A 25,684-nucleotide genomic window follows, 5' to 3' on the forward strand; every position below is an offset into this window, starting at 1 on the left:
TAATTTAAATTCTCCAACCAAACTCTCTTTATTTTTTCTAACAAAAAACTATTGTTTAAAATGAAAGCTGTATTTATGGGTCTGGGTTATATCGGTTTGCCAACTGCGGCCGTTGTAGCCAGTAATGGTATTGATGTTTTAGGCGTTGACACCAATGCACTAGTGGTAGACACGATTAATGACGGGAAAATTCATATTGTCGAACCTAACCTGGCGGCAGTGGTGAGTGACGTAGTCGCATGCGGGAAATTAAGGGCCTCTACGGTGCCTGAAGAGGCAGATGCCTTTTTTATTGTAGTTCCGACACCATTTAAGCAAAATCACAGAGCGGATATTTCCTTTGTGGAAGCGGCTACGCAAGCTGTTATCCCCTATTTAAAAGAAGGGTCCTTATTTGTTATAGAGAGTACATCTCCTGTTAGGACCACGGAAAGGATGGCGGATCTGATTTTTAAGACAAGGCCTGAACTGAAAGATAAAATCTATATCGCTTATTGCCCGGAAAGAGTCCTTCCGGGTAATGTCTTATATGAACTGGTCAATAATGACCGCGTTATCGGGGGTATAAACAGGGAAAGTACCTTAAAGGCAATGGAGTTTTATAGAATTTTCACGAATGGGGAACTGCATCCAACCAACGACCGCACCGCAGAAATGTGTAAGTTGACCGAAAACTCATCCAGAGATGCTCAAATCGCATTTGCCAATGAGCTATCTATGATTTGTGACAAGATGGATGTAAATGTATGGGAATTAATCCATCTGGCGAATAAACATCCCAGGGTCAATATTTTAAAGCCTGGTTGCGGCGTAGGGGGCCATTGTATCGCCGTGGATCCCTGGTTTATTGTTTCTGATTTTCCCGAACAGGCCATGCTTATAAAAAGGGTAAGGGAAACCAATGATTACAAATCGGACTGGTGTGCCAATAAAATCATTGAATCCTGTATGCAATTTGAGAAATTCCACCAAAAAGAACCTGTAGTAGCTTGTATGGGGCTCGCTTTTAAACCCAATATTGACGATCTCAGAGAATCTCCGGCTAAGTATATCACTTCCAGGGTAATCAGTGAATGTCGGGCGGAGGTACTGGTCGTAGAGCCTAATATTGATTCCCATGTCAGTTTTAATCTCGTAAAGACCCAAGATGCTTATAAAAAAGCAGATATCATTGTCTGGTTGGTAAAACATGACGCATTTTTGGATATTCAGGTAGACGTCTCAAAAATCGAACTTGATTTTTGCGGAATCCGTACAAACTAACTAGAAAATTCTAAATTGAAATAATGCTGGATAGAAATACCCTGCTTAAAAAGGCCTTTGGGGTGGGCTATTTTATGATGCTTTTTTTTGCGGTTCTGGGAATAAGGCTGTCTCCTGTATTTAATTTCAGGATTTCCCATGGTTATAATCTGGATGTATTTACCCATTTGAGTGATTTTGGGAAAATCAATTATAATATGAGTCTGTTCAGCCGTTTTGACTGGTGGATCAACATTGTTATGTTCCTGTTTTTCCCATTTGCTATCAGATCCCTTGTGGCCGGTACGAGGATTTATAAAATCATCATAATAGCTATATTTACGTCCATTTGTATTGAGTTGCTGCAATACATTTTAGATGTCGGCCTGGCTGATATTAATGATGTTATCGCCAATACAATCGGCGCCTCTCTGGGAAGTATGGTTATATGGATTTTTGATAAATTCAAAAAAGAACCTGAATTTCAGCCAGGATAACTGGTCTGTTATTCTGCCCGCTGGGATTGTATATATCTTAATCCCTTTACCTTCTGTAGACGATTGAATTACAGTGATGTACATTCTTTTGTCCTTATTACTCATTTCAAACTCTAATTGTTTATGAAAGATCTTCAAAAAAAATACGATTGTTTAAAAACACTGGTCATAAAAAAAATAGCGAATAATCATAATTGTACGACTTCCTTTGTAAGGCAGTGCATCAAAGAAAACAGTGATAAGCATAGTTTACTGGCTGACGATATCAGAAAGGAGTTTGAACTGACTTATATGAAAGCTACAGAAAATCTTTTTTCCGGAACTTAATCCTCTTTGACATGGTGCAGATTATTTTGCAATCTTTAAAAATATGAATTCTAAAACAATTTTAGCGCGGGAATTTGTAATTTAGCGGCCTATCATAAGGCCGCTGAATGACCAGACTAATTATTTGCCTGCTGCTTTTATTATTGCCGAGATTTATCTTCTCGCAATATGAGAACCTGTTACATAAAAGTTATGCAGAAAATATTAAGGGATACTCTAAGCTATACATTGAACTGATTAATCTGAAGGATTCTGCCATAATTCAGCATAAGATCCTTGATATTAAGCGGTTTGCAAAAACTCATGATGATACCCCGCTGGAGTTAGAGATGGATCTTTTTATGTGCTATCATAATATTGAATTTAAAAAGCACAGAAATCAGTCCTGCATAGATGATTTGAATACTTTGATTTTAAGCGCTGAAAAAGCCCAAGCAAGGTTTGTAAAAATAAGGGCGATTCGTGTATTAGCCAATTACTATTGGGTATATCAGAAAAATTACGAAAGGGCATTTGAGCAGTATCTGCTACTGGATAAGGAAGTGGATAAAGTAGATGCTGCAGATTATCCGGAAAAGCCGATGGATCTGGTAAAAATAGGAGAGGCTTATTATTTCTTCCAGGACTATAACCGGGCAGAGGTCTATTTTAAAAAGGCGATTGCTGTTCCGGAAAATGACTTTAATACCATGACGCTTAGCTCAGCGCGCAACACACTGGGGCTTTGCTATCAGAAACAGAAGAACTTTGCACTTTCTAATTATTATTTTAATCTGATTATTCAGACCACTTTTCAAAAGCCTAAAGAGGAATGGGTGAGGATTGCAACGGGTAACCTGGGTTATAATTATTATCTGCAAAAGCAATATAATAAGGCGCTGCCTTTTCTGGAAGAGGATTTTGTAGGGGCCGTCAGAATAGAGGATTATGGCCCGGCCGCCGGAGCCGCCATTCCCCTGGCAGATATTTATCTTAGTCGGGGAGAACCGCAAAAATCCTGGTATTATATCGAAGAAGCGAGGCGTAATATTGAAAAATGCCAGCAGACTGAAAGGCTTCAGTATCTATACCCGGTCATCAGCAAATGGTACGGACAAAAAGGCGACCAGTTGAATGCGGCCAGATACCTGGATCTGACCATAGCGTCGATCAATGCCTATCAAAAGCAGTTCAGTGCGCTTAAAATGATGCAGGCCAGCCAAAAGATCAGTTTAAGAGTAGAGGCTTTGAATAAAGCCAGGGCTGAACTGGAGCTGCAACGTAAAAATAGCGAGCGAAATCTGTGGATCCTGTTATCCACGGCGCTGGCGGTGATTATGCTGGTGGTTTACCGCAATCAGCACAATAAAAGATTACTGGCAGAAGCTTCCAGAACCAGGGCAGAAAATGAATTGAGTCGAGCTAAAGAAGAATTAGACCGTTTTATTCAAAAGGTAAATGAGCAGAACCTGCTTGCAGAAAGCATCCGCCAGGAACTGGATGAACTTAAAGAAGGGCATCCGGAAAAGAAACAAAGGCTGGAAAAGACGATTGCTGAGCTGCGTTCAGTCACGATCTTAACGGGGGATGACTGGCTTTATTTTCGCAAACATTTTGCAACCGTGTTCCCTGAATTTGAAGCGGTTCTGAAAAAGTCCTGCCCCGCTATTACGGAATCTGAATTACGATATCTGATGCTGGTAAAGCTACAGCTCTCTCATAAAGAGATGGCCCAGATGCTCGGTATTTCTACAGACGGAGTACGTGTTACCTGGAACCGGGTTCGTAAAAAATTGAACGGAAGCTTAGAGGATACCCCACAGACACTGCTGGAAAAAGCAGGTGTTTAAAGCTGTTATTGATCACTTTTGACTTGCCTGTCCACTCTGAAATTGATCCTTTGTTTTTCCCTGTAAAAGACTTTCTGCCCGTTTTTTTCTGCCGGGATCCAGCTCGGACTAAGCCGGATAACTCTTAGCGCCTCCTCAACACATCCAAAATCAGGATGAGGAGCGGAGACGCACTTAGCCTCTGTCACAGTTCCGTCTTTATTGATTAAAAAGGATATGACAATAGAATATTGGCCCGCAGGCGCTCCGTTGAGCTTGGGTATATCGGTTTTTAAATTTTTAACCAAAAACTGCTGCCAGGCCATGATGCCTCCCGGAAACTGCGCTTCTTTTTGGCTACTATATTGGTCGGGTGCTTCCTGCTCTGAGGCGTATCCATTCACGATAAAGTCTTTGTCCAACCGGCCGTAATTGATGGCTCTTTCGACGATAAATAAAGGTTTATTATTATAATAATCAATACGTCTGATCCAGTTGCCCTTAGCATCATAGTCGTAGCTATAGGTTCGGTTATAGGCCGAGTCGTTTTGCCCCTGCGGTGTAGGCTGTCTGTCTGAACCCAAATAAGAACGGCTCCTGGACTCAATATTATTTTTGTCGTCGTAAGTATAAAAATCGCTGTAAGCCAATTTATTATTCGGATAAAAGTTGCTTTCCTGAATGATGTTGCCCTTATTGTCGTATTTATATTTCATGCTGGCATAATGAAAGCCCGGTTTTCCTTTGTCCAGGGATTTGATTTCGGTTAGCATTCCTTTATCATCATACAAATATTTGAATTCACCGACGGGATGAACGGAATCCTGGAAAAACAGTTGTACATCCCTGCGCTTGCCAAGACTGTCATAAGCATAGTTACTGATTAGGCCGGAGTTCTCAATTTTTTGTAAGAGCTGACCCCTGGGGTTCAGTTTGAACCATTCTTTATGGTTGCCTTGGGAAAGGGTTACCTGACTATTGTTATATTCAAAAAAGGATTCTGATAGCAAGGCCGTGTCTTTTGAGTAGTTTCTTTGGATGAGCAGTTTGCCCGCGGTATTAAAAATGTAATCCGTAATGGAGTGCCGACTTCTTTGTCGGGACTAATTTTCCCTTTTTGGATGGTATCCTGGTTAATAATTGCCTCATAGCTTGTCATTCTAAAAGAAGAGATCCAGCCCTTCAGATGGAGGGATTTTAAGGTGGGCAGATTTTTTCCAAATATCTGCCCCTGGGCCTTTATCATAAGGCCACTAATCAGCCAAGAAATGATCAACAGAATAAAAGTTTTCTGAATTACTTTTCGGGAAAAGCGCTGCCCTGGCAAAATTTTGATCGTTTGGTTCATTTTTTTTAAACTTACATAAATCCCTGCAGGGGATTTATTGGATGAAGTGGATGTAAATATTTCGGAACTGCTTTAATTGGTCTTTTCTAATCCCTTTTCCAGCAGCCGGTAACCGGTATTAAAAGCTACAGTCTTTTTTATTATCAGTTTGGGTATTAACAGGTTATAAAATTAAGCGATTTTCCCTATGGGAACAACTTTGTGTCCAACTTTGTTAGGTTAACCCGTAAAGGCTTAGGGGGGTAATCCATGATAATACAGGGATTTTCAGCGGGTCGGCGTCATTTTCCCGTAAAATTTTGTCTTTTTAAACATTAAATAGCTGACCTTTGCCCAGCAAATTAAACGGCCCTGGCCGCTAATGATTATAAATTTTCGTCAACTGTAAGCAATGAGTAAAAAAGCACTCCTGGGGATTATTATCGCTCTGATTATTCCACTTACGGGTTATCTGATCCTTAAATACGCCAGTAATAAAAACATCCATATGCCCGGACACTATATTTTAGATAGTGTCGTTACCCAGGAGGTGAATGGTAAAATGGAGCGGGATTCTATCTGGCATACGGTACAGAATATCAAGCTGGTCAATCAGTTAGGGGATACGGTACATTTATATGATCTGAGCGGCAAAGTCATCGTGGCTGACTTTTTCTTCACCAGTTGCGGGTCCATCTGTCCTACACTGACTAAAAACATGGTCCATCTGCAGCGTTCCTTTGAAAAAGGAGGAGATAAAAGGGGCGACTTATTAGGCGTCAATAATGTACAGTTTTTATCTTTCTCCATTGACCCGGTCAGAGACTCCGTGAGCAGACTGAAGGCCTATGCGGATAAATACGGGGTCAATAGCGATAACTGGTGGTTTCTGACGGGTAACAGAGACTCCATTTATGATTTTATCTTCCAGCAGTTAAAAGTGGATAAATACGATAATGAAACGCCCATTGATCCTAATTTCGCCCATACAGGCAGGTTTGTCCTGCTGGACCGGGATTTTGGTATCAGAGGATATTACAACGGTCTGGATACCGTAAATGATCTGCCCAAAATGGCAGAAGATATCGGCAAACTAATGGTAGAAAGAGATGCGAAGCATCCCTCCAAGCTGCCATTTGATCCGGTAGAAATGGTGATCGCCTTTTTCATTACCATCGTAGTGGTACTATTTATCTACTACGGGGTATTAAGAAAAATGAAGGACCCAAAGACAAAATAAGCAAAGCAGCAATATAATAATTATCTGACCTATTACTCAAGCATAATGAGCCAGCCAACAAAGATCGCTCCGCTGGGAGCCTCCATTGCAAAAAACGATAAAAAGGCCAAACGCTATATCGGCCTGTTTTCGGTGATCGTATTTCTTGTGATCATCGCACTGGGTAAATATAAATTAACCCAGGTAGACTTAGGTTTTAATCCCCATGTATTCGGACTGATCAGCGCCGTGATTAATACGATCGTCACTTTTGTTTTGATTGCGGCCTTAATTGCGGTTAAAACAAAGCATTATCTGCTGCATAAAAAGCTGATGATTACAGCGCTTGTTTTATCGGTGCTGTTTCTTGTGGCTTATATCGGGCATAATTTATTTGCCGGAGAAACGAGATTCGGAGGCACGGGTGTCATCAGGACCGTCTATTTGACTTTACTGTCTACCCATATCTTACTGGCAGCGGTTATGTTGCCGGTGATTTTATTTACAGCCTACAGAGGGCTGACAGGAGAATGGACAAAACATAAAAAGATCGCCAGGATTACCTGGCCGCTCTGGCTTTATATCGCCATCAGCGGCCCGGTGATTTACTGGATGATCAGTCCTTATTATTCCTGATTTGCTTTTTTAGCGAGTTCAATCATAATGGAGAGCTCGGCGGCCAGCTTTTCTGAGTTGCCGTCAAATCCGATGGCCTTAAAACGGATTTTGCCTTCCTTATCCAGGACAAACTTTGTCGGGATACCACTGACTCCATAAGCAGAGACCGTTTTATAGTTCTGCTTTTCTTCCGTTGTGGGATCATCCAGCACTACGTGGAAGCTATAGCTGTTATCCGTCATTAACTGCTGGATTTCCTGCTTTCGTTGTTCCAGGGTGGGCTGGCGTTCCCAGGTATCAATAAACAGGAACACCACTTCCGGGTCATTTTTGTATTTATCCAGTGCCATCTGCATGCCGGGGAAAGACATTTTACAAGGGCCGCACCAGGTGGCCCAGAAATCTACAATCACGACCTTGCCTTTTAAAGAATCCAAAGACACAGTCTTGCCCTGCATATCTTTTAACGTAAAGGCGTGTCCCGGCTCATCCAGCATGGATTTTTTGATTTCCGCACTCTGGTGTTCAAAGGCAACCGCTTCTAATTTATCATAGTAAGCTGTAAAACCCGTGTCATTATTATTTACTTTTTGATAGGCCTGCTCCAGGAGCTGTTTTAAGTTCTGGTCTGCGTGGCCGGCTTTTATAAAATCAGATCCTTTTTCCAGCGCCGTCTCTGCGTCACTGTTGGCCAGCAGGTACTGGATATAGCGGCCGTTGACGTCGGCATCGGTGCTTAAGCCGTCCACCACTTTTTGCTGGATGTCCAGGGCATCTTTCACCTTGCCTTGTTGGAATAATAAGTATCCGTAGGTATCGGCCACCATGCTGTAATTAGACTGACAGATCTTATCCCATTCCGGCTGCGTATAATAAGTTGGACGGTCGTCTTTCATCTTCTGAGCGGCGTCCACAGATTTTTTTGCCAGCGTTACTCCTAAATCCAGACTGTCTTTGGCCTGGGCCTCGGCGATAGGCCAGGCGGCAGAATTATAAATAGAAGAACGCATATTGTTGATGCTCACTTTGTCTGCATACTGTTGGAACTTATCCGCATTTTTTTCTTCCCAGTATTTTTTGGCAACGATATAATAGAACTGTTGTGGGTTTAAGATGTCTTCGGGTTTCTGATCCTTGTACTCCTCCATCAGGTTGTTATAGGCCAGGACCATAGAGTCCGCGGTGGTCTTGTTAAAGATAGGACCTATTTTATCCCGGGCAGATAACAGACCGTGCGGATAAAGGGCCAGCACGCTATCCTTATAGCCCTGTACATTGCCTCTGTCAAAATTGGAGAGGATACCGTAGACTTTCAAAAGAGAATCTTCCGGTGCTTTACGGGCAATCATCTGTTCCCAATCGCTTTTAATGCCGCCAAGGACGGACACTCTATCTTTACTGTACAGGCCTGCTGTCAGATAGCTTTCTCTGTAAATATCTTTCTGGTCCGGATGCTGCGCAAATTCTTTTTCATAGAGGGTAACCGAGGTATCAAAGTTTCTGGTGATACCAAATAAGGAAGCCATATTGCCATAAAAGCTGGCCTCGGAAGCGTAGGTGCCTAAAGAGGGGAGGTTATCTGCTGTAAAGACATTATAGACATAACCCCTGCCATCATTTTTATCCGTGTTGTCGTCATCTTTGAATACCAGGGCGAAGGCCTGTGCAGAATCCGGAAGCGTAAAGCTGCCGATCAGCTTTTCACCCATCATGGCATGGGAGAGCGGCAATGCATAGATCCTGGTCTCCACGCTGTAATAAAGGGTACTTTTCAGATCCGGACTCTTGGACAGCTGCCCGTCATACTGAAACCCGATTCTACGATGTACTTTAGGATAGTTCATGGATAACTCCAGCTGTCCGGTCTGCTGGGCGGATACTCCCACCGGGGCAAGGAAAAACAGACCTGCAATAGCCCATAATAATTTTACCTTTTGCATAATACCTGATTTTGAATTTTAGTTAGTAGTCCAGCGCTACCTTCCGTGGTTAGAGAAAGCAGATGCTCTTGCACTTATGCTAGAGCAAGTTAAGGAATTAACGGGTTTTTATGAAAAAATAGGTAAAATCTATTTTCAAAGGAGGCTGAACGGTTGCTGAAAAGCAAGTTTAGGAGCTTCAGGGGACAGAAAAGCAAAAAGGAAGCGCATACGGCGGGTTTGTCAGAAAGCCCTCAGAAAGCCGTTATTCATCAGCAATATCAGCTAATCCGTCTTATTTAACCGTGGTCTCCATGGAAACAGATCCTTTATAATTCTTAAACAGGCTGTGCCACTGTAATTTAAGGACACCGATAATGCCTTCTTTGATAATACCCTTACTCATTTTACTGGCACCATGAGCGCGGTCTTTAAAGGTAATCGGCACTTCCGTAATCTTAAAGCCCAGTTTCCAGGAGGCAAATTTCATTTCGACCTGGAAGGCGTAGCCCACAAACTTGATGGCATCAAAATTTATGGCAGAGAGTACTTCATTTCTGTAACAGACAAACCCGGCCGTCGGATCTCCGACAGGCATCCAGGTGATAATCCGGGTATATAAGGCGCCCCCTTTAGAATAGATTCTTCGGTCTAAGGGCCAGTTCTGGATCGCGCCACCCTTGACATAGCGGCTGCCGATCGCCACATCGGCACCTGCTGTTTTACAGGCCAGGTATAATCTTTCCAGATCATCCGGGTTATGGGAAAAATCAGCGTCCATTTCAAAAATAAACTGGTAATCCCTGGCAATGGCCCATTTAAAACCATGGATATAGGCTGTGCCGAGCCCCAGTTTACCGGTTCTCTGCTCCAGGAATAGCTGATTGGGGAATTCTTTTATTAACTCCTTGACAATCATTGCAGTGCCGTCCGGGGAGCCGTCGTCAATAATTAAGATATGGTAGTTCAGGTGCATAGAGAATACATAACGAACAATCGCTTCTACATTCTCTTTTTCATTATAGGTGGGTATGATAACAAGTTTCTCCAAAAAAGGGTAATTTGATGCTGAAAATAAGGATTAAAAATATATAATTCTCAGGGTTTTTATGTTAAAGACATTTTATTTTTTACCTGGAAAAACCTGTTTAAAGATTTCAGAGACGACTTGTTTGGTGTGTAAGGGGAAATCGCCGCGCATCATCCAGTCATAATACTGCGGTTCTTCCCTGAATACAAGATGGGCTGCCTTGCCCTTATATTTTCCAAAATTAAAGATGATTTCTTCGTCCTTATAGACAAACCTGCGGGCCATATCCACAATTTTATCCTCTCCGGTAAACTGTAATATACTGTTGAGGTTATCTCCGATAATAGGATATTTATCTATCTGTGCCTGCAGCACTTCCCAGGTAGCCTCCACATCCGCAGTGGCGGTGTGCGCATCCTCGAGGTTTTTATGACAATAGAACTGATAGGCCGCACTCAGCGTTCTGGGTTCCATTTTATGGTAGATCTTCTGTACGTCCAGCAGCCTTCTGCCGGTGAGAGAAAAAGGCACACCGGTTCTTAAAAACTCTTCTACCAGAAGGGGGACATCAAAACGGTTTGAGTTATACCCTCCCAGGTCGCAGTTCTCTAAAAAATCCGCAACCTCCTGGGCAATCTGCTGAAAAACAGGAGCATCTCGTACCATCTCATCCGTAATGCCATGTATATCAGAGGACTCCTTGGGTATGGGCATCCCTGGGTTGACCAGCCGTCTGTAACGGACCTTTTCCGCTTCGGGGCTGATGCGAACAATCGCCAGTTCCACAATCCGGTCCGTGGCCGGATTTACACCGGTAGACTCAATATCAAAAAAGGCCAGGGGTCTGTTCAGCGTGATGTTCATGGTATATGGTATGATAATGAATTTGAATATTACTGATGTAGCCGCCAAAAATACCGGGGCCAAATCAGGCAGGAAAGGTAAGAAGGATTTACGTAAAAAGGTGGTTTTGATGAAAACCACCTTCTCTGAAAGCTTTTCTAAAGGGAATAAAGATACCGGCTAGCTCAGTGACGCTATCCAGCCCTGCAGGTCCAGACCGTCATAGTTCCCGCTGCTCATCAGTAAAATACTCAGGTTCTCAGGCGGCGTACTTTCCAGGATTTTTGCCAGCGCCTCCTTGTCATGGATGACCTGTAAGCCCGGTTTATCAAATCCGTCCTGAACGGCCTGCTCCGGTAAGGGGGCCATTTTTTTCATGGCCAGCGCATGCGGGGTATAAAATACAACCGCCAGGTCAGCGGCCTCCATCGCTCCTTTGTATTGCTGCATAAATTCAATATTTAAGCTGCTGTAGGTGTGCAACTCTAAAACAGCCAGTAGCCGGCGGTCGGTAAATTGTTGTTTTACCGCCTGAATGGTGGCTTTGACCTTACTGGGGGCATGGGCGAAGTCTCTGAAAACGCTGAGCTTTCTGCCCGGGTCCTGATAGAGCAGTTCCAGCCTTTTGGCAGCTCCTGTAAAGCTGGCTGCTGCCTGTAAGATCTGGGATGTCGTAAGCCCCAGGTTTTTACAGACCAGATAAGCGGCATTCAGATTTAAGAGGTTATGATCCCCGAAAACTTTCAGCGCCGTTTGTTCTCCTTCCAGGGTAACATAGGTTACGCCGTCTTGTATGTGATGCTCGGGTATCTGATAAGGCGCGTAGCGGATATCCTGGCGCCTGGCGGCCTCAACGAGGTCTTTTAAGACGGGATCGGACTGATTATAAATCAGCAGTCCGCCCGGTTCAATTTTCTGAATAAATATCCGGAACTGTTCCAGGTAAAAGTCAAAAGTGGGAAAAACATTGATATGGTCCCAGGCGATACCGGTGATCACGGCAATGTGCGGGAACAGGAAATGAAATTTAGGTACCGGTTTTAAAGCACTGGCGGGATACTCGTCAGCCTCCGCCACGAGTACCGGTGCATCCGTGATCTGCACGCTCTGGGAAAACCCTTCCAGGCGGGCACCGACCAGGTAGTCAAAACGCTGGCCTGCGTGGGATAAGATATGCATCACCATGGCGGTGGTAGAGGTCTTGCCATGGCTGCCGCCGATGGCAACCCTTGTTTTGCCCTTGCTCTCCTGATAGATATATTCGGGGAAAGAATAAATCTTAAGGCCCAGCTCCTGCGCTTTTAACAGCTCAGGGTTATCACTGCGGGCATGCATGCCGACAATAACCGCGTCCAGATCCGGGGTAATCAGGTTTGCATCCCAGCCTTCTTTATGAGGCAGCAGGCCTGCCACTTCAAGTACAGTTTTAGCCGGATCAAAAATCTCATCGTCTGAACCGGTAATCTGATAACCTTTATTATGTAAAGCAATGGCCAGCTGATGCATGACGCTGCCACCAATAGATATAAAATGGATCCGCATATATATTCGTTATGAATCAATGAAAAACCAAAGGTCACAAAAAATTGTGAGCTACCGGCTATCCACTCCCCAAATTAATGAAAAAACAAAAAGAAAGGTTTAAACAGGCCTTGTTAGGAGACCAACACTTAAGTTCACCAGGGCTTAAGCAGACCAGCTATCAAATGACTGGCGGGTCGGTTGACTGCTTAACCGCTACCGGCTCGTAACCGGCCGGCAGCGGCCGGTGCTCCACTACATGCTTAAACAAAGGTTCTTCAATGGCTTTCTCGCTTTTGGCGATCACTACGGTGGCCACACTATTGCCGATGACATTTACGATGGCCCGGCCTTCACTCATAAAGCGGTCCACACCGATTAAAAGTGCCAGCCCTTCAATAGGAATAATCTTCAGTGCCGCCAGGGTAGAAGTGAGCACTAAAAATCCGGAGCCGGTAACGCCGGCCGCCCCTTTACTGCTGATTAATAGGACGGCAATGATCCCCAGCTCATGGCCAAGGGTCAGCGGTACATGAAAGACCTGGGCCAGAAATATCACAGACATGCTCAGATAAATACTGGTGCCATCCAGGTTAAAGCTATAGCCTGCCGGGATCACCAGACCCACTACGCCTTTATCCAGTCCTGCTTTTTGCAGTTTTTCCATGAGGTTGGGCAAGACGACCTCACTGCTGCTGGTGCCCAGCACAATTAAAATCTCTTCTTTGATATAGCCCAGGAGTTTCCAGAGACTGAATTTATAACAGTAAGCAATCAGGTTCAGGGCCACAAATATAAACAGCAGACCGGTCAGGTAGAAGGTACAGAGCAGTTTACCCAGGGCCACCAGACTGCCAAAACCAAACTGCCCGATGGTATAGGCCATACCGCCAAAGGCGCCGATGGGGCTTACCTTTACCACCAGGTGTAAAATATTAAACAATACCTGGTTGAGTTTTTCAAAAAAATGAATCACGCTTTGTCTGCCAGACCCCATTTTGGATAAGCCGATACTAAAGAGGATGCCAAATAGTAAAATCTGCAGGATATCTCCCTTGGCAAAGGCGTCCACGATATTGGCAGGCACCAGATTGGAGATAAAATGGCCCCAATCCATAGACGTGGAAGCGGTGTCCATCTTTTGCATACCGGCCGCTGCGGCCGGCAGGTGCGCTTTGGGGATACCCGTGCCGGGTTGAATAAAATGAGTGACAACAAGGCCTATTATAAGGGCAAAAGTCGTGATGATCTCAAAATACAAAATGGCCTTGCCGCCGATTCTGCCTACTTTTTTCATCTCTCCTGCGCCTGACATCCCCAGCACCAGGCAGGCGAAGATGACAGGGGCAATCACCATACGGATTAAATTGATATACATGTCGGCGATAATCTTTGCTGCTCCTGAAAAGGACGGCACCAGATAGCCGACTAAGATCCCAAGGACAATTCCTATTAAGACCTGTACATACAGAATTTTCAGATACTTCATGTGTTAGATAAAAAGAGTGACTGCAATATGGACCACCTTTAAAAAAATCAGGACGGCTCCCTATTAAATGCGCCTTTAACCGAACATTAACGCTACAGTGAATGTATGATTTTTCGTCGGATAATGAATATAAAGCGGTAGGATTTATAACAGGTCGAGTCTGTCAATCAGATAGATTCAGGGTTTTGCCCAAAGCCATTATTACAGCTGCTTAATAAAAATCATCGTTAAGCCTGTAAGTTTTAACGGGTGACCGTAAAAGTATAGTGGTTGAAAGCTGGCTTCTGCCAGTCCATGCGCAGCAGGTATGCAACAATGATGTACCTTTGTTCAAATAATCTTCACTTCCCAGTTTGGGCTAATGACGGATTATGGATAATTCAAAGATTAGAAAACTTAAAATCAGGATTTATTACCCTTATGTTGAATGTAAACGCTGGCGTTGACTGGCAACCCTTAGACAGTGCTGAAGTGTTAGAAAAGCTTATCCAGGACTCTTTTCATAAACCGCAGATTATTTTCAAGCACAGTATCTCTTGTCCTACGAGTGCTATGGCTAAAAGCAGACTGGACCGTTCCTGCGTCATTGAGCAGGCAGATTATTATCTGCTGGACCTGTGGAACTACCGGGATATGTCTAATATGGTGGCACATAAATTTGGTGTGGAACATCAGTCGCCCCAGATTTTAATTATCTCCGCAGGTAAATGCGTGTATAACGAAAGCCATTACGGGATCACCCAGGAACGTATCCAGGCAGAGGTAGCCGCTATCTGAAAATAACGGTACCTAACTGATCGGTGAGGTTTTTTTCCTCCTGTTTTAAATGCTTTTGTATGGAGAGCTGTTTTAGCTGCTCCTCAAAATCAGTGCAGTCCATGATTTCCTTTTGGGTGATCTCCAGCATTTGCTTGATCTTTCTGAGCTTAAAATAAATGACACTGTTTTGTGCATCCTGCCTGGAAAGATCCCGGTTGACGATGCTGTCTGATTTTTTACCCGGAATCTTCTCATCCCAGCGTCTGCTGATCTCATATGGGGTGAGGGTGATGGACACGACCAGTTCCTGTAAGCTTTTATCCTCTATATACTGAAAGGAAGCCACATCCGGCTCTCTGCCTTCATTGTATTCTTTTCTGTAATACTCCAGCAGCTTTTCGTTGAGTTCATTTTCAAAGGGGAACCCCTGGATCTCATCAAAGATATAATCCGCGATGGTCCATTTCTCCTTCCAGGGCCTGAGGCCAAAATCTAATAAGACCCGAAGCAGGTTCTTCTCCTGGATATTACCGGTATCCAGTGTCGCTAATTCCTGGGCGGCTGCCGACTGGTGAATATCTTCAGGCTGTCCCTCAGCATACTCCGGCGGCAGTCCCGGCTCATCCGGTTGGTAGCGCTGATCCTGGTTTTGTTTTTTCTCCAGCTTGGTCAGCTGATCTCTTCTGTATTTATTGACCAGTGTGGTAAGACCGTGTTCATCGATTTTTAAAACATCGGAGCACTGGCGGATATATTCCTGCTGCTTGGTAAAGTCCTCGGCCTTACTGATCTTACTTAAGGATTCTGCAATCCGGTTAACGGCGTCGTTTTTCTTGGTAATATCTGTTCCCGCGTCCTTGAGTAAGATCTCCAGCTGGAACAGGATAAAATCCTTTTTATTGTCCTGGATAAAGTTCCGGAACTTTTCTGCACCCAGACTACGGACATAGCTGTCAGGGTCTTCCCCGTCCGGTATCAGTACCAGCCGGACGTTGAGTCCTTCCTCCAGCGCCATGTCCAGACCTCTGAGGGCCGCCTTGATGCCGGCATTATCCCCGTCATAGATAATGGTCAGGTTCTGGGTATATTTTTTAATCAGCCGGAGCTGTTCGATGGTAAGGGAAGTCCCGCCGCTGGCCACCACGTTTTCTATGCCGGCCTGCGCCAGCCCCAGCACATCGGTATATCCTTCTACGAGCAGGCATTCATTTTCTTTATCAATAGCGTGCCTGGCAAAATAGCTGCCGTATAAAATCCGGCTTTTGACATAGATCTCGTTTTCCGGCGTATTGATATACTTGGGCGCTTTGTCTTTTTTGCCGATGATTCTGGCGCCGAACCCGATGACTTTCCCGGAATTATTATGAATGGGGAAAATAATCCGGCCCCGGTAATTATCCTGCAGCCGGTCCTGATAGCTGCGTACCAGACCTGATTTTAACAGGATGTCCCGGCTAAATTGTTGCTTTACCGCTTCCTTACTCAGGCTGTCTGACTGGTCCGGGTTATACCCCAGGCCGAACTTTTCAATAATCGGCCGGTTAAAGCCTCTTTCTTTCAGATAGCTCAGGGCGATATGTTCACCTTCTTCAGAGTGCACCAGCTGTTCATGGAAAAACTGCTGGGCAAAACCGTTGACAATATACAGGCTTTCGGCAGCCTGCATCTGTTCTCTGGCCTGATCGCTCATGGCGGTCTCTTCTACAGCAATGCCGTAGCGCCTGGCCAGCCATTTAATGGCTTCCACGTAGCTGTATTTCTCATGCTCCATGACAAAAGTGATGGCATTGCCGCTTTTGCCACAGCCAAAGCATTTAAAAATACCCTTGCTCTGTGAGACATTAAAGGAGGGGGTTTTCTCCCCGTGAAAAGGGCAGAGCCCCAGATAATTAGATCCCCGCCGTCTGAGTTTTACGAACTCGCCTACCACATCGACAATGTCGATGCGGTCAGTGACTTCTCGTATGGTTTCCGGGGCGATCATGGGTCAGGGGACTTTAAAAGTAGCTGAATAATATAAAAATGCCGCAAACAAAGGGTTTTAAGCCTTTTTACGAATAAAAGAAACGATGAGCAAAATCCATGCGGCAATAAAACAAAATCCGCCAATAGGAGTAATCACACCATATTTAAACAGGTCGGGATTAGCCGTGCCCATGGCATAGGTCAACAGGTATAAGGAACCGCTGAATAGCAGGATACCTGCAATAAAAAGACAACCGGCCCATTTCAGGCAGTTAGGTCGCGGGCTGAAAGCCCATAAAATACCCACAGCCAGCAGGGCAAAAACATGATACATCTGATAGCGGACGCCGGTCTCGAAGATCTCAAAGGCTTCCGTCGTTACCCGGCCTTTGATGCCGTGCGCCCCAAAGGCGCCCAGGATAATGCTCAGAAGACCGATAAAGGCCGCTGCTTGTATAAAACAGGTATTGATTTTTAGGGGTTGATGTTGCATGTGTTCAGAAATTTATAAAATGGTAGTGCTGCATAATGTGTACCGTGTATTGACTCGTATGTCTTATAAAATCAATAGGCTATCCTACGGCTCAGCTTTGTTGCTGTAAAATGTTTTCAAAGAGCTGGATGGATATACTCCCTTCACCCAGTCGGTATCTGGCCTGGCTGTAAAAGGGTGTCCGCTCACGGAGTTTCTGCTCGATAAAAGTCCGCAGTTCATGGTCAGCCAGCCTTGCCACCAGGGGCCGCTCGTGCTTCCCTTGTTTTAGCCTTCCGATGACAATGCCAATCGGCTCGTCCAGCCAGATGGTAATCCCCATACGGTTCATATATTCCATATTGCCCAGATGGCAGGGGGCGCCGCCGCCGGTGGCCATTACAAAATCACCGGCTTCGCTGTATTTGCGTAAGGTCTGAGACTCAATTTCTCTAAAACCCTGTTCTCCTTTCTGCTCAAAGATTTCGGCAATGGTGCAGCCCTGTTCTTTTTCAATCACCTCATCCAGGTCCAGATGCGGAAGCGCCAGCCTGCGGGCCAGTTTGGCAGCCCAGTGGGATTTTCCCACGCCCATCATTCCTACTAAATAGATTTTTGCCATAAATACGTATCAAATGCGCCAAAAGTACAAATTTATAGATAGACTATCTCTTAAAAAAATAAGAGAACCAGCGGTAAATGTCTTAAATTTACCGCTGTAAATTCTCTTGATATGTCATACATTTTTTAAGAGAATTCCGGTGGCGCGAAACGGCAGGATATACTTGCCGCCTTGATAATGTTGAACTTAGATACCAAATGTTTTAAATATTCTATTCATTCATATACTAAAAGATTACAATTGAAGCAGTCACTTATTAGACCTGGTAAAAATTATTTGTTTTCAAAAAGGGGGCACTTAAACATTAACAGACCCGGTCAGGCTCTCAGGGCTGGCATGCTCTGTATCCTTATGGCAGTACTCGGTCCACAAAGTATCACCAGTCTGTTTGCGGCACCCGGGGTAGATACTGCCGCGGGCAGCGTTATAACGCAGGAGGCGCCAAGAATTATACCGGAACCGGCTTATCTTTCCATGCCGGGTAATAATGGCAGTGCGTCTTACCGGCTGGATCCGGCAGCTACGGTTCATTTTCAGATGACTAAAAGCCTCAAAAAATTATCAAAACAAGAAGCGGCTTCGCTGAAAGACCGGTTAAGGGTCATGCAGCAGGAGTTACAAACAGCGCTGGGCACTGCTGCCGGCGCTGCAGGAGAGAGCAGGCTGCGTAAGCAGGCCGCTAAAACCGCTCAGGTTCGCCAGGCAGCCGTGCTTTTGGAACTAAACCCGGATCTGGACTTTAAACAGCTGACGGCTGTAAATAATGAAGCCCCAAAAGCGTCCCTGCTAAGTGAAGCGTATCGGCTCCATATTGATCCTCAGGGTGTTAAGATCTCGGCCCGCTCCTCAACAGGACTGTATTACGGCCTGCAGTCTTTATTGCAACTCATTGATCAATATAAATATACACAAGCGGCCGGGAGAACTGCTGCCACCTCAGTTGAGCAAAGTACAGATATTGTACTGCCACTGCTGGAAGTGCAGGATGCGCCTGCCTATAGCTGGCGGGGTTTTATGCTGGATGTCAGCCGGCATTTTTATACTGCGGCCGAGATCAAAAAGCTGCTGGATGTCATGAGTCGCTATAAACTGAACATATTTCACTGGCATTTAACCGATGACCAGGGCTGGCGTCTTCAGATCAGGCGCTATCCTAAGCTCACTTCTGTGGGCGCCTGGCGGGAAGAGATCCCGGGTTCGGTCTTTTTTAATAAAAGACCCGACACCCTGACAGGAACCCCGTACCGCTACGGCGGCTTTTACACGCAAAAGGAGGCCCGGGAGATTGTGCGATATGCGGCACTCAGAGGCATAACGGTGATCCCGGAAATCGAACTACCGGGACATGCCGCCGCCGCACTGGCTGCTTATCCTGCCTACAGCTCCAGCGGCAAAGCCCAAAGCGTACCCAATTCCATGGGGTATCAAAAGGGCGCCGTCAGTGAATACAATCCCGGCAACCCGGCTACTTTTACCTTTCTGGAAAATATCCTGACGGAAATCATGGATATCTTCCCTTCTACTTATATCCATATAGGCGGGGATGAAGTGGATAAGACCAACTGGAAGCAAAATGCCAGCTGTAAGCGCCTGATGCAAAAAGAAGGGCTGAAGGATTATGAAGCCCTGCAGAGCTATTTTATCAATAAGATCGGCCGGTTTTTAGAACAGCATGGCCGCAAAATAATCGGGTGGGATGAAGCGCTGGAAGGCAATCTCCTGCCTTCTGCTACCATTACCTACTGGCGCAGCTATGCCAAAAAAGCGCCTTTAAAGGCCGTTAGTGAAGGTCATGGTTTTATTAATGTCTGCTCGGACCCCTTGTATTTTAACCGTTATCAGGCAGGCCCTGCGGGCGAGCCGCTGGCGGCTCCGCACTCCATGAATACATTGGAGAAGGTCTATCAGTACCAGATCATGCCTGACGGGCTGACCAAAGAACAGCAAAGTCTGGTCAAAGGCGGCCAGGCAGCCATCTGGACGGAGTTTTTCAGTGATCCCGAGGGTATGGAATATATGCTGCTGCCAAGGCTTCTTGCACTCTCGGAAAACCTGTGGACGCAAGAGAAAAATAAGGATTATCCCGCTTTTTACCAGGCGCTGCCCAGAGAATTAACCCTGCTTGGAAGACTAGGTTATCATTACAGGAAGCTAGATAAATAATCCGGCTAAGGAAGGTCTAAACGTTCATATTTAGCGAATACCCATGACAGGTGGCAGACCCGCTTATTTTTTTGGTCAATTAACTTTAACTTTGCCACCTTAAATACAAAAAATAATGACTTCTGCAGCGATCAGGCAACAGTTTCTGGACTTTTTTAAAGAAAAGCAGCATACCATCGTTCCATCGGCACCTATTGTTATAAAAAATGATCCCACGCTTTTATTCACCAATGCGGGGATGAACCAGTTCAAGGATTATTTTCTGGGCAATAAAGTACCGGCCCACCGCCGGGTGGCCGATACCCAAAAATGTCTCAGGGTCAGCGGTAAACACAATGACCTGGAAGAAGTAGGGGTGGATACCTATCATCATACCATGTTTGAGATGCTGGGTAACTGGAGCTTTGGTGACTATTTTAAAAAAGAGGCCATCGCCTGGAGCTGGGAACTGCTGACCGGTATATTTAAAATCAATCCCGGACAGATCTATGTGACTGTTTTTGAAGGAGATGAGTCAGAGGGGCTGCCTTTTGACCAGGAGGCTTACGATGAGTGGGCTAAATGGGTGGACCCTGCCCATATCTTAAAAGGCAATAAAAAGGATAATTTCTGGGAAATGGGCGATACAGGGCCCTGCGGCCCCTGTTCGGAGATCCATATGGATTGCCGCACGGAAGCCGAAAGAGCTGGCGTTTCCGGAGCCAGCCTCGTGAATGCGGATCATCCCCAGGTCATTGAAATCTGGAATAACGTATTTATGCAGTTTAACCGGGGCAAAGACGGCAGTCTGACCCCGCTTCCGGAAAAACATGTCGATACGGGAATGGGCTTTGAAAGACTGGTTCGGGTACTGCAGCAAAAGACCTCTAACTATGATACGGATGTATTTACCGGTACCATTCAGGTGATCAGTCAACTGACCGGTAAAAAATACAGTGCGGCAGACAGCAGGCAGGACATCGCCTTCAGGGTACTGGCGGACCATATCCGGGCCATCGCCTTTAGTATTGCCGACGGACAGCTGCCCTCTAATACCGGTGCGGGGTATGTGATCCGCCGCATCTTAAGAAGAGCGGTCCGGTATTACTACTCTTATCTGGATTATAAAACGCCATTACTGTTCCAGCTGGTGCCGGTGATTGCAAAGCAGTTTGATGGCGTATTCCCGGAACTGGTGCAGCAGCAGGACTTTGTGACCAAGGTTATTAAAGAGGAAGAAGAAGCCTTTTTAAGAACGCTGGAAAAAGGACTTAAAAAAATAGATGAGCTGATTCAGACGGCTAAAACGTCCGGCTTGTCGACGCTGGACGGCGCGCAGGCTTTTGAACTCTACGATACTTTCGGATTCCCGATTGATTTAACCAGGCTGATTGCTTCAGAAAACGAACTGAGTGTTGATGAAGCGGGCTTTGCTGAACAAATGCAGCAGCAGAAAAACCGTTCCAGAGCAGCTACTGCACTGGATACGGAAGACTGGGTGCCGGTGCATCCTACGGATAAAACCGGTTTTGTGGGTTATGACGATTTACTGGTACCGACGGAGGTCGTTAAATACAGAAAGGTTAAAAGTAAAAATAAAGAAACCTATCAGCTGGTGCTGAAGCAAACACCGTTTTATGCGGAGAGTGGCGGTCAGGTAGGAGATACCGGAGTGCTCGTTTTTGGAGATGAAAAAATACCGGTTGAAAACACCAAAAAGGAAAACGGGGAGTTTATTCATTTTGTACAAAAACTGCCTGCAGCCATTGACGGGGAAGTGATTGCCAAAGTGGACGGGGAGAGACGTTTAAATACGACTTATAATCATACGGCGACCCATCTGCTGCATGCTGCCTTAAAGCAGGTCTTGGGCACGCATGTCAATCAGAAAGGCTCTCTGGTCAGCCCTGAAGTGCTCCGTTTTGACGTATCGCATTTTGCCAAAATTACCGACGAAGAGCTGATGCAGGTGGAAGCGATCGTTAATGAAAAGATCAGAGCAAATATTGAGGTAAACATAGAGGAGCTGCCAAAAGAAGAAGCGCTGAAAAAAGGCGCCATGGCGCTTTTCGGGGAAAAATACGGTGACCTGGTTCGTGTGGTGACCATTGATCCCGCTTTCTCAATTGAGTTATGCGGCGGTACACATGTCCCTAGAACAGGTATGATTGGACTGATGGTGATCACCGCTGAATCTGCTGTTGCTGCAGGGGTGAGACGTATAGAAGCCCTTACCGGTGGTGCAGCCATCCGTTATTTTGCGGATAAAGTACAGCAGAATAAGGCCGTGGCAGAAATCTTAAAAACCAACCAGCCGATCAAAGCCATCGAAAAACTCCTGGAAGAAAAAGCAGCCCTGGAAAGTAAACTGGCTTCTTTGGAGGCAAAAGAAATAACGCAGCTGGCCACTCAGCTGCTGGCAAAGACGCAAACGGTAAACGGCGTACAGTTTATCGGCGAAAAGGTGGAAGTAAGCAGTGCGGATAATCTGAAAAAGCTGGCTTTTGCATTAAAAAGCGAGTTGAAGGATTATGTGGTGGTGCTAACGGCTTCGGTGCAGGGCAAAGCCAGCGTGGTAATCATCACAGACCCTGCTTTACAGGAAAATAAAGGACTGGATATAAACGCCGGTCAGCTGATTAAAAAAACCATTGCCCCGATTATTAAAGGCGGCGGTGGCGGTAGCAAGGACCTGGCCACGGCAGGCGGCCAGGATGCGAGCAATCTGGATCAGGTGATTGCGGCGGTCAGCGCCGTGATAGCGGGATAGTTCCCTTGTCATCATAAATACGTAAATAAGCGTAGTTATTATTTAGCTAAATATTTAGATAAGATACCATTTACAAACGGCCGGCAGTATGGACTTTTTTATCCTTACTGCCGGCTGATTGTTTTTTTATGGATGACCGGTCAGGTCGCAATGATATATCAGCCGGATTTTTAATAAACTAAATGAGTCATTTTAAGGCAAAGGGATAAATCAGTGATTTATAGGGGGGATATGCAGGGTAAAACTGATCAGGATAACAGATGCGCACGGGGAAAACAGGGAGGGATCCTTTTTTATTTAGTCTGGCATTATTTTAGCTATTTACATCCAACATTGAAAGTGGGCAGGCAGGCTAGCGACTGAGTGACTTGACTTTTGATGTTCGTTTTAAACAGCTGTGGATGATTTAAAATGCTTTTGTTCAGGCTGTTTACAATTAAAAAATAAAAAAATGCTCAAATAATCATGGAAAGTTCAAATTATCCATCAGCCAACCCACAACCATCTGCCCCGCAGCCGACGCCTAATCCCAAGGACAGAAATAAGAAAATTATTTTAGGGATTTCTATTGCCTTACTGCTGGCCACCTGGGCGTATATCATTTATGACCATAGTCATAAAAACCAGGAAATCGCCGGTCTCCAGTATCAGACGCAGGCTTCTGACTCAGCTAAATCTGCTATTCAGGCAGAATATAATGATGCCTTAAAAAGAATGGACTCCCTGACAGGATCCAATACCCAGTTACAGGGTTCTTTAGCACAACAAAAAAATGAAATTGATTCTCTGAGAAAGAGAATTGAGGATATCAAAGAACAAAATAACGGTGATCTGACTAAAGCCAGAGCTTTAATTGATGAACTCAAAGGAAAGGTCAATGGTTTATATGCCCAGATAGCAGCCCTGCAAAAGGAAAATGCTAATTTAACGGTATCCAATCAGGTCCTGGCTTCAGAAAGAGATACGATTGCTGCACAGAAGCAAATGGTAGCAGACAGTCTGAACGCCGTCAGCCAGGCTAAAAACAAGATCATGGATGAAGCATCTACGCTGCATGCTTCTAATATCAGCATCGAAGCCATTAAGCTGAAAGGAGATAAGGAAACAGAAACCAGCAAGGCTAAAAAAGCGGATCTGCTGCGTGTAAAGTTTACCATTGATGCCAACAGGGTAGCTCCCAGCGGTCCGAAAGATCTTTATATTATCGTCGTAGCTCCTGACGGAAGAGTGGTTTCCATACCGTCTCAGGGCAGCGGTACTTTCCAGACCAGAGAAGAGGGGCAGAAAGTCTATACCAATATGCAAAATATCAGCTATGCCACCGGACAGAGTAAAGAAGTTTCCTTTGACTGGGATCAGGGTGGCCGTTATCAGACAGGGCAGTATAAAATTGAAATCTATAACAATGGGTATAAGATCGGAGAAGGCATTAAGACTCTGAAAAAATCCGGATTCCTGGGTTTATAATCAGACTTTAGGTCTAACCTGGTCAGCGCATCTGCCAATAAGATACTTTTCGTTAGAACGACCTATATAAAAACACCTATACACTGAAAAGGGTAGTAGAACCAGCATACGGTTTTGCTACCCTTTTTTACATGGGGTAGCAGGTTTTTTTGCCATAGCTGAATGGATAGGGGAGCTTTTGTTGTTTTTTATAACTTTTTGTCTTCTTGTTGGCTCCAATAGATAAACAACACAAAAAAACAATCATGAAGACTCAATAACAAATTTTTTTACAGGGTTTGAGGCTCAAAACTGACCGATATAAACATTCGTATCATAATCAATTTGAATAAAACCTTCCTGCTGATAGGTGTTAAATAAAGTTTGCAGATCACTTACCATGGCAGCGTATCCGGGATCCGTTTGGGTGGGCATATAAGAGGAAGACAAGAGCCTTCCTTTCAGGCCTTCAAAATCAAAACGCTGATAGTTTGTAAAAGTAGATAGGCTGACTGTGCCCGGATGGAAAAATGCCTGAATATCTTCCAGGTGGATATTTCTGTGATCTACTTTTAAATAATTTCTCCCATGAAGCCGGATAAGGTCTTCATAGTCTTTTTCAAAGGACGAGCGGGTGAGTCTTTCGTTCCAGATAAGTAATACGTATCCATTTTCCTTTAAAATGCGTTTGAATTCCGGTTTTGTTAGCGCCTTGTCAAACCAGTGAAAGGCCTGTCCAGCAATTATCACGTCTGCAAAGTGGTCGGCCAGGCCCGTGGCTTCCGCAGTGCCCTCCACTGCATGGAACTTTTCGTATGTGCCCAGCAGCTCAAGTGATTTTTCCCGCATTTCCTTATTGGGCTCCACGCCCGTGACATTAAAATCTGCACTTAGGAAAAGCTCGGCTGAAATACCGGTACCTGACCCGATATCGGCTACGACAGGCGTGTGAATCGGATCTATCTGAAAGCGGGTTTGTAGAAATGGCAGTATTTCCTTTGGATAATGAGGCCTGAATTTTACATAATCTCCCACTCGGTTACTGAATCTTTCGGTGTTTTTCTCTGACATCTTTCGGTCTTTTACACAAAACTAAATAGAAATAAGCAGTGGGGTGTTCTTTATGAATTTAAAAATCCAAAGCTTACGGCTTTTTATTTATGATTGCTGTAATAAATTTGGGTGGTACACGGGGAGCTGCTCTGCGCCGCTCTAAGTCGTTCTTCGCCAATTCCGCCATTTCAGCCAGCGAATGTTTGAACACCTGCTGTTGCCTACCGCCGAAAAAACAAGCGACTACACGCCTCGTGAAAAATACCCGGTATATGCTCTGCTTTTCTCAACTTTACTGTTTTGAGGTTACTAGCTCTCTTGCATTTACAGGAGCCAAAATATGCCCGAACATTTTGAGTACTTGGTTAACTTTTTCGAGATTCAGGTTTTCTTTACCCTGTTCTATTTTTCGGATTACCGTAAGTGCCACACCAGCCCGTTCAGCAAACGCTGCCTGTGTAAGATTTGCTTCCTTTCTTCTTTGCTTTACAAAATCTGCAAGTTTTATCATTATTATATGCTTTTGCAACGAATTTGAACAAATTTTACTAATTTATATTTAAAAGCATATAATTATGTTCTTTTTTGATAGATGATATGCATTCGGATATAATT

22 protein-coding genes are annotated in these 25,684 nt (G+C 44.8%); 11 read left to right on the plus strand and 11 right to left on the minus strand.

Features of this window, described 5'->3' with window-relative positions:
* Positions 1 to 60 precede the first annotated feature (60 nt).
* The 4 genes from wecC to BLU80_RS12655 all read left to right on the plus strand — a co-directional run bounded on the left by wecC (position 61) and on the right by BLU80_RS12655 (position 3,895).
* Positions 61 to 1,263 carry a UDP-N-acetyl-D-mannosamine dehydrogenase gene (gene wecC, locus BLU80_RS12640; RefSeq protein ID WP_091398947.1) on the plus strand — a complete coding sequence of 401 codons (1,203 nt, stop codon included), beginning with the start codon at positions 61 to 63 and terminating at the stop codon, positions 1,261 to 1,263.
* 23 nt (positions 1,264 to 1,286) lie between these two features.
* A complete protein-coding gene (locus BLU80_RS12645; RefSeq protein ID WP_091398971.1) occupies positions 1,287 to 1,739 on the plus strand; it encodes a VanZ family protein in 453 nt (150 codons plus the stop codon).
* A gap of 123 nt (positions 1,740 to 1,862) precedes the next feature.
* On the plus strand, positions 1,863 to 2,066 hold the full coding sequence (locus tag BLU80_RS12650) for a hypothetical protein (protein ID WP_091398974.1): 204 nt from the start codon (positions 1,863 to 1,865) through the stop codon (positions 2,064 to 2,066).
* 107 nt (positions 2,067 to 2,173) lie between these two features.
* Positions 2,174 to 3,895 (plus strand): tetratricopeptide repeat protein, encoded by a 1,722-nt coding sequence (locus BLU80_RS12655; protein WP_091398976.1) that lies wholly within the window; start codon positions 2,174 to 2,176, stop codon positions 3,893 to 3,895.
* A gap of 5 nt (positions 3,896 to 3,900) precedes the next feature.
* Here BLU80_RS12655 and BLU80_RS12660 read toward each other — a convergent pair whose 3' ends face one another.
* Entirely contained in the window at positions 3,901 to 4,884 is a 984-nt protein-coding gene (locus tag BLU80_RS12660) for an energy transducer TonB (protein WP_091398979.1), read from the minus strand.
* A 729-nt stretch (positions 4,885 to 5,613) separates the two neighbouring features.
* Here BLU80_RS12660 and BLU80_RS12670 point away from each other — a divergent pair.
* Positions 5,614 to 6,441: an SCO family protein gene (locus BLU80_RS12670; protein ID WP_091398984.1), complete on the plus strand. Its 828-nt coding sequence runs from the start codon at positions 5,614 to 5,616 to the stop codon at positions 6,439 to 6,441.
* A gap of 45 nt (positions 6,442 to 6,486) precedes the next feature.
* A complete protein-coding gene (locus tag BLU80_RS12675; RefSeq protein WP_091398988.1) occupies positions 6,487 to 7,056 on the plus strand; it encodes a DUF420 domain-containing protein in 570 nt (189 codons plus the stop codon).
* Here BLU80_RS12675 and BLU80_RS12680 read toward each other — a convergent pair.
* The 3 genes from BLU80_RS12680 to BLU80_RS12690 form a co-directional block, all read right to left on the minus strand.
* Entirely contained in the window at positions 7,047 to 8,978 is a 1,932-nt protein-coding gene (locus BLU80_RS12680) for a TlpA family protein disulfide reductase (protein ID WP_091398991.1), read from the minus strand. The genes BLU80_RS12675 and BLU80_RS12680 overlap by 10 nt on opposite strands.
* Positions 8,979 to 9,252: 274 nt before the next feature.
* Complete coding sequence (locus tag BLU80_RS12685; RefSeq protein ID WP_091398994.1) at positions 9,253 to 10,008, minus strand: polyprenol monophosphomannose synthase; 756 nt, start codon at positions 10,006 to 10,008, stop codon at positions 9,253 to 9,255.
* A 72-nt stretch (positions 10,009 to 10,080) separates the two neighbouring features.
* On the minus strand, positions 10,081 to 10,851 hold the full coding sequence (locus BLU80_RS12690) for a 3'-5' exonuclease (RefSeq protein ID WP_091398997.1): 771 nt from the start codon (positions 10,849 to 10,851) through the stop codon (positions 10,081 to 10,083).
* Between the two features lie 16 nt (positions 10,852 to 10,867).
* Here BLU80_RS12690 and BLU80_RS19565 point away from each other — a divergent pair, with 16 nt between their 5' ends.
* Entirely contained in the window at positions 10,868 to 11,014 is a 147-nt protein-coding gene (locus tag BLU80_RS19565) for a hypothetical protein (RefSeq protein ID WP_170831233.1), read from the plus strand.
* Here the strand turns inward: BLU80_RS19565 and BLU80_RS12695 are convergent.
* Positions 11,011 to 12,372, minus strand: a complete 1,362-nt coding sequence (locus BLU80_RS12695) for a UDP-N-acetylmuramate--L-alanine ligase (protein ID WP_091399000.1) — start codon at positions 12,370 to 12,372, stop codon at positions 11,011 to 11,013. The two genes, BLU80_RS19565 and BLU80_RS12695, sit on opposite strands and share 4 nt — an antisense overlap.
* A 160-nt stretch (positions 12,373 to 12,532) precedes the next feature.
* Complete coding sequence (gene dctA, locus BLU80_RS12700; RefSeq protein WP_091399003.1) at positions 12,533 to 13,840, minus strand: C4-dicarboxylate transporter DctA; 1,308 nt, start codon at positions 13,838 to 13,840, stop codon at positions 12,533 to 12,535.
* A 420-nt stretch (positions 13,841 to 14,260) separates the two neighbouring features.
* On the opposite strand from dctA, the gene ytxJ reads away from it, so the two are divergent.
* Positions 14,261 to 14,617, plus strand: a complete 357-nt coding sequence (gene ytxJ, locus BLU80_RS12705; RefSeq protein ID WP_091399008.1) for a bacillithiol system redox-active protein YtxJ — start codon at positions 14,261 to 14,263, stop codon at positions 14,615 to 14,617.
* On the opposite strand, the gene dnaG is transcribed toward ytxJ, so the two are convergent.
* The 3 genes from dnaG to BLU80_RS12720 all read right to left on the minus strand — a co-directional run bounded on the left by dnaG (position 14,610) and on the right by BLU80_RS12720 (position 17,658).
* On the minus strand, positions 14,610 to 16,583 hold the full coding sequence (dnaG, locus tag BLU80_RS12710) for a DNA primase (RefSeq protein WP_091399011.1): 1,974 nt from the start codon (positions 16,581 to 16,583) through the stop codon (positions 14,610 to 14,612). The two genes, ytxJ and dnaG, sit on opposite strands and share 8 nt — an antisense overlap.
* Before the next feature lie 57 nt (positions 16,584 to 16,640).
* The gene (locus BLU80_RS12715) at positions 16,641 to 17,057 is read right to left on the minus strand and encodes a DUF423 domain-containing protein (RefSeq protein WP_244518900.1); all 417 of its coding nucleotides are present in this window, start codon (positions 17,055 to 17,057) and stop codon (positions 16,641 to 16,643) included.
* 91 nt (positions 17,058 to 17,148) lie between these two features.
* The gene (locus BLU80_RS12720; protein ID WP_091399015.1) at positions 17,149 to 17,658 is read right to left on the minus strand and encodes a shikimate kinase; all 510 of its coding nucleotides are present in this window, start codon (positions 17,656 to 17,658) and stop codon (positions 17,149 to 17,151) included.
* 351 nt (positions 17,659 to 18,009) lie between these two features.
* On the opposite strand from BLU80_RS12720, the gene BLU80_RS12725 reads away from it, so the two are divergent.
* From BLU80_RS12725 to BLU80_RS12735, 3 genes are all read left to right on the plus strand, one after another.
* Positions 18,010 to 19,821, plus strand: a complete 1,812-nt coding sequence (locus BLU80_RS12725) for a beta-N-acetylhexosaminidase (RefSeq protein ID WP_170831234.1) — start codon at positions 18,010 to 18,012, stop codon at positions 19,819 to 19,821.
* Between the two features lie 115 nt (positions 19,822 to 19,936).
* Entirely contained in the window at positions 19,937 to 22,570 is a 2,634-nt protein-coding gene (gene alaS / locus BLU80_RS12730) for an alanine--tRNA ligase (RefSeq protein WP_091399021.1), read from the plus strand.
* Positions 22,571 to 23,035: 465 nt separating this feature from the next.
* Entirely contained in the window at positions 23,036 to 24,037 is a 1,002-nt protein-coding gene (locus tag BLU80_RS12735) for a hypothetical protein (RefSeq protein ID WP_091399024.1), read from the plus strand.
* A gap of 285 nt (positions 24,038 to 24,322) precedes the next feature.
* On the opposite strand, the gene BLU80_RS12740 is transcribed toward BLU80_RS12735, so the two are convergent.
* Together BLU80_RS12740 and BLU80_RS12745 are read right to left on the minus strand one after the other, a co-directional pair.
* A complete protein-coding gene (locus tag BLU80_RS12740; protein ID WP_091399028.1) occupies positions 24,323 to 25,087 on the minus strand; it encodes a class I SAM-dependent methyltransferase in 765 nt (254 codons plus the stop codon).
* A gap of 274 nt (positions 25,088 to 25,361) precedes the next feature.
* On the minus strand, positions 25,362 to 25,580 hold the full coding sequence (locus tag BLU80_RS12745) for a type II toxin-antitoxin system Y4mF family antitoxin (protein ID WP_091399031.1): 219 nt from the start codon (positions 25,578 to 25,580) through the stop codon (positions 25,362 to 25,364).
* Positions 25,581 to 25,684 lie beyond the last annotated feature (104 nt).

Origin of the sequence: Arachidicoccus rhizosphaerae (assembly GCF_900107765.1) — a bacterium.
Lineage (GTDB): Bacteria > Bacteroidota > Bacteroidia > Chitinophagales > Chitinophagaceae > Arachidicoccus > Arachidicoccus rhizosphaerae.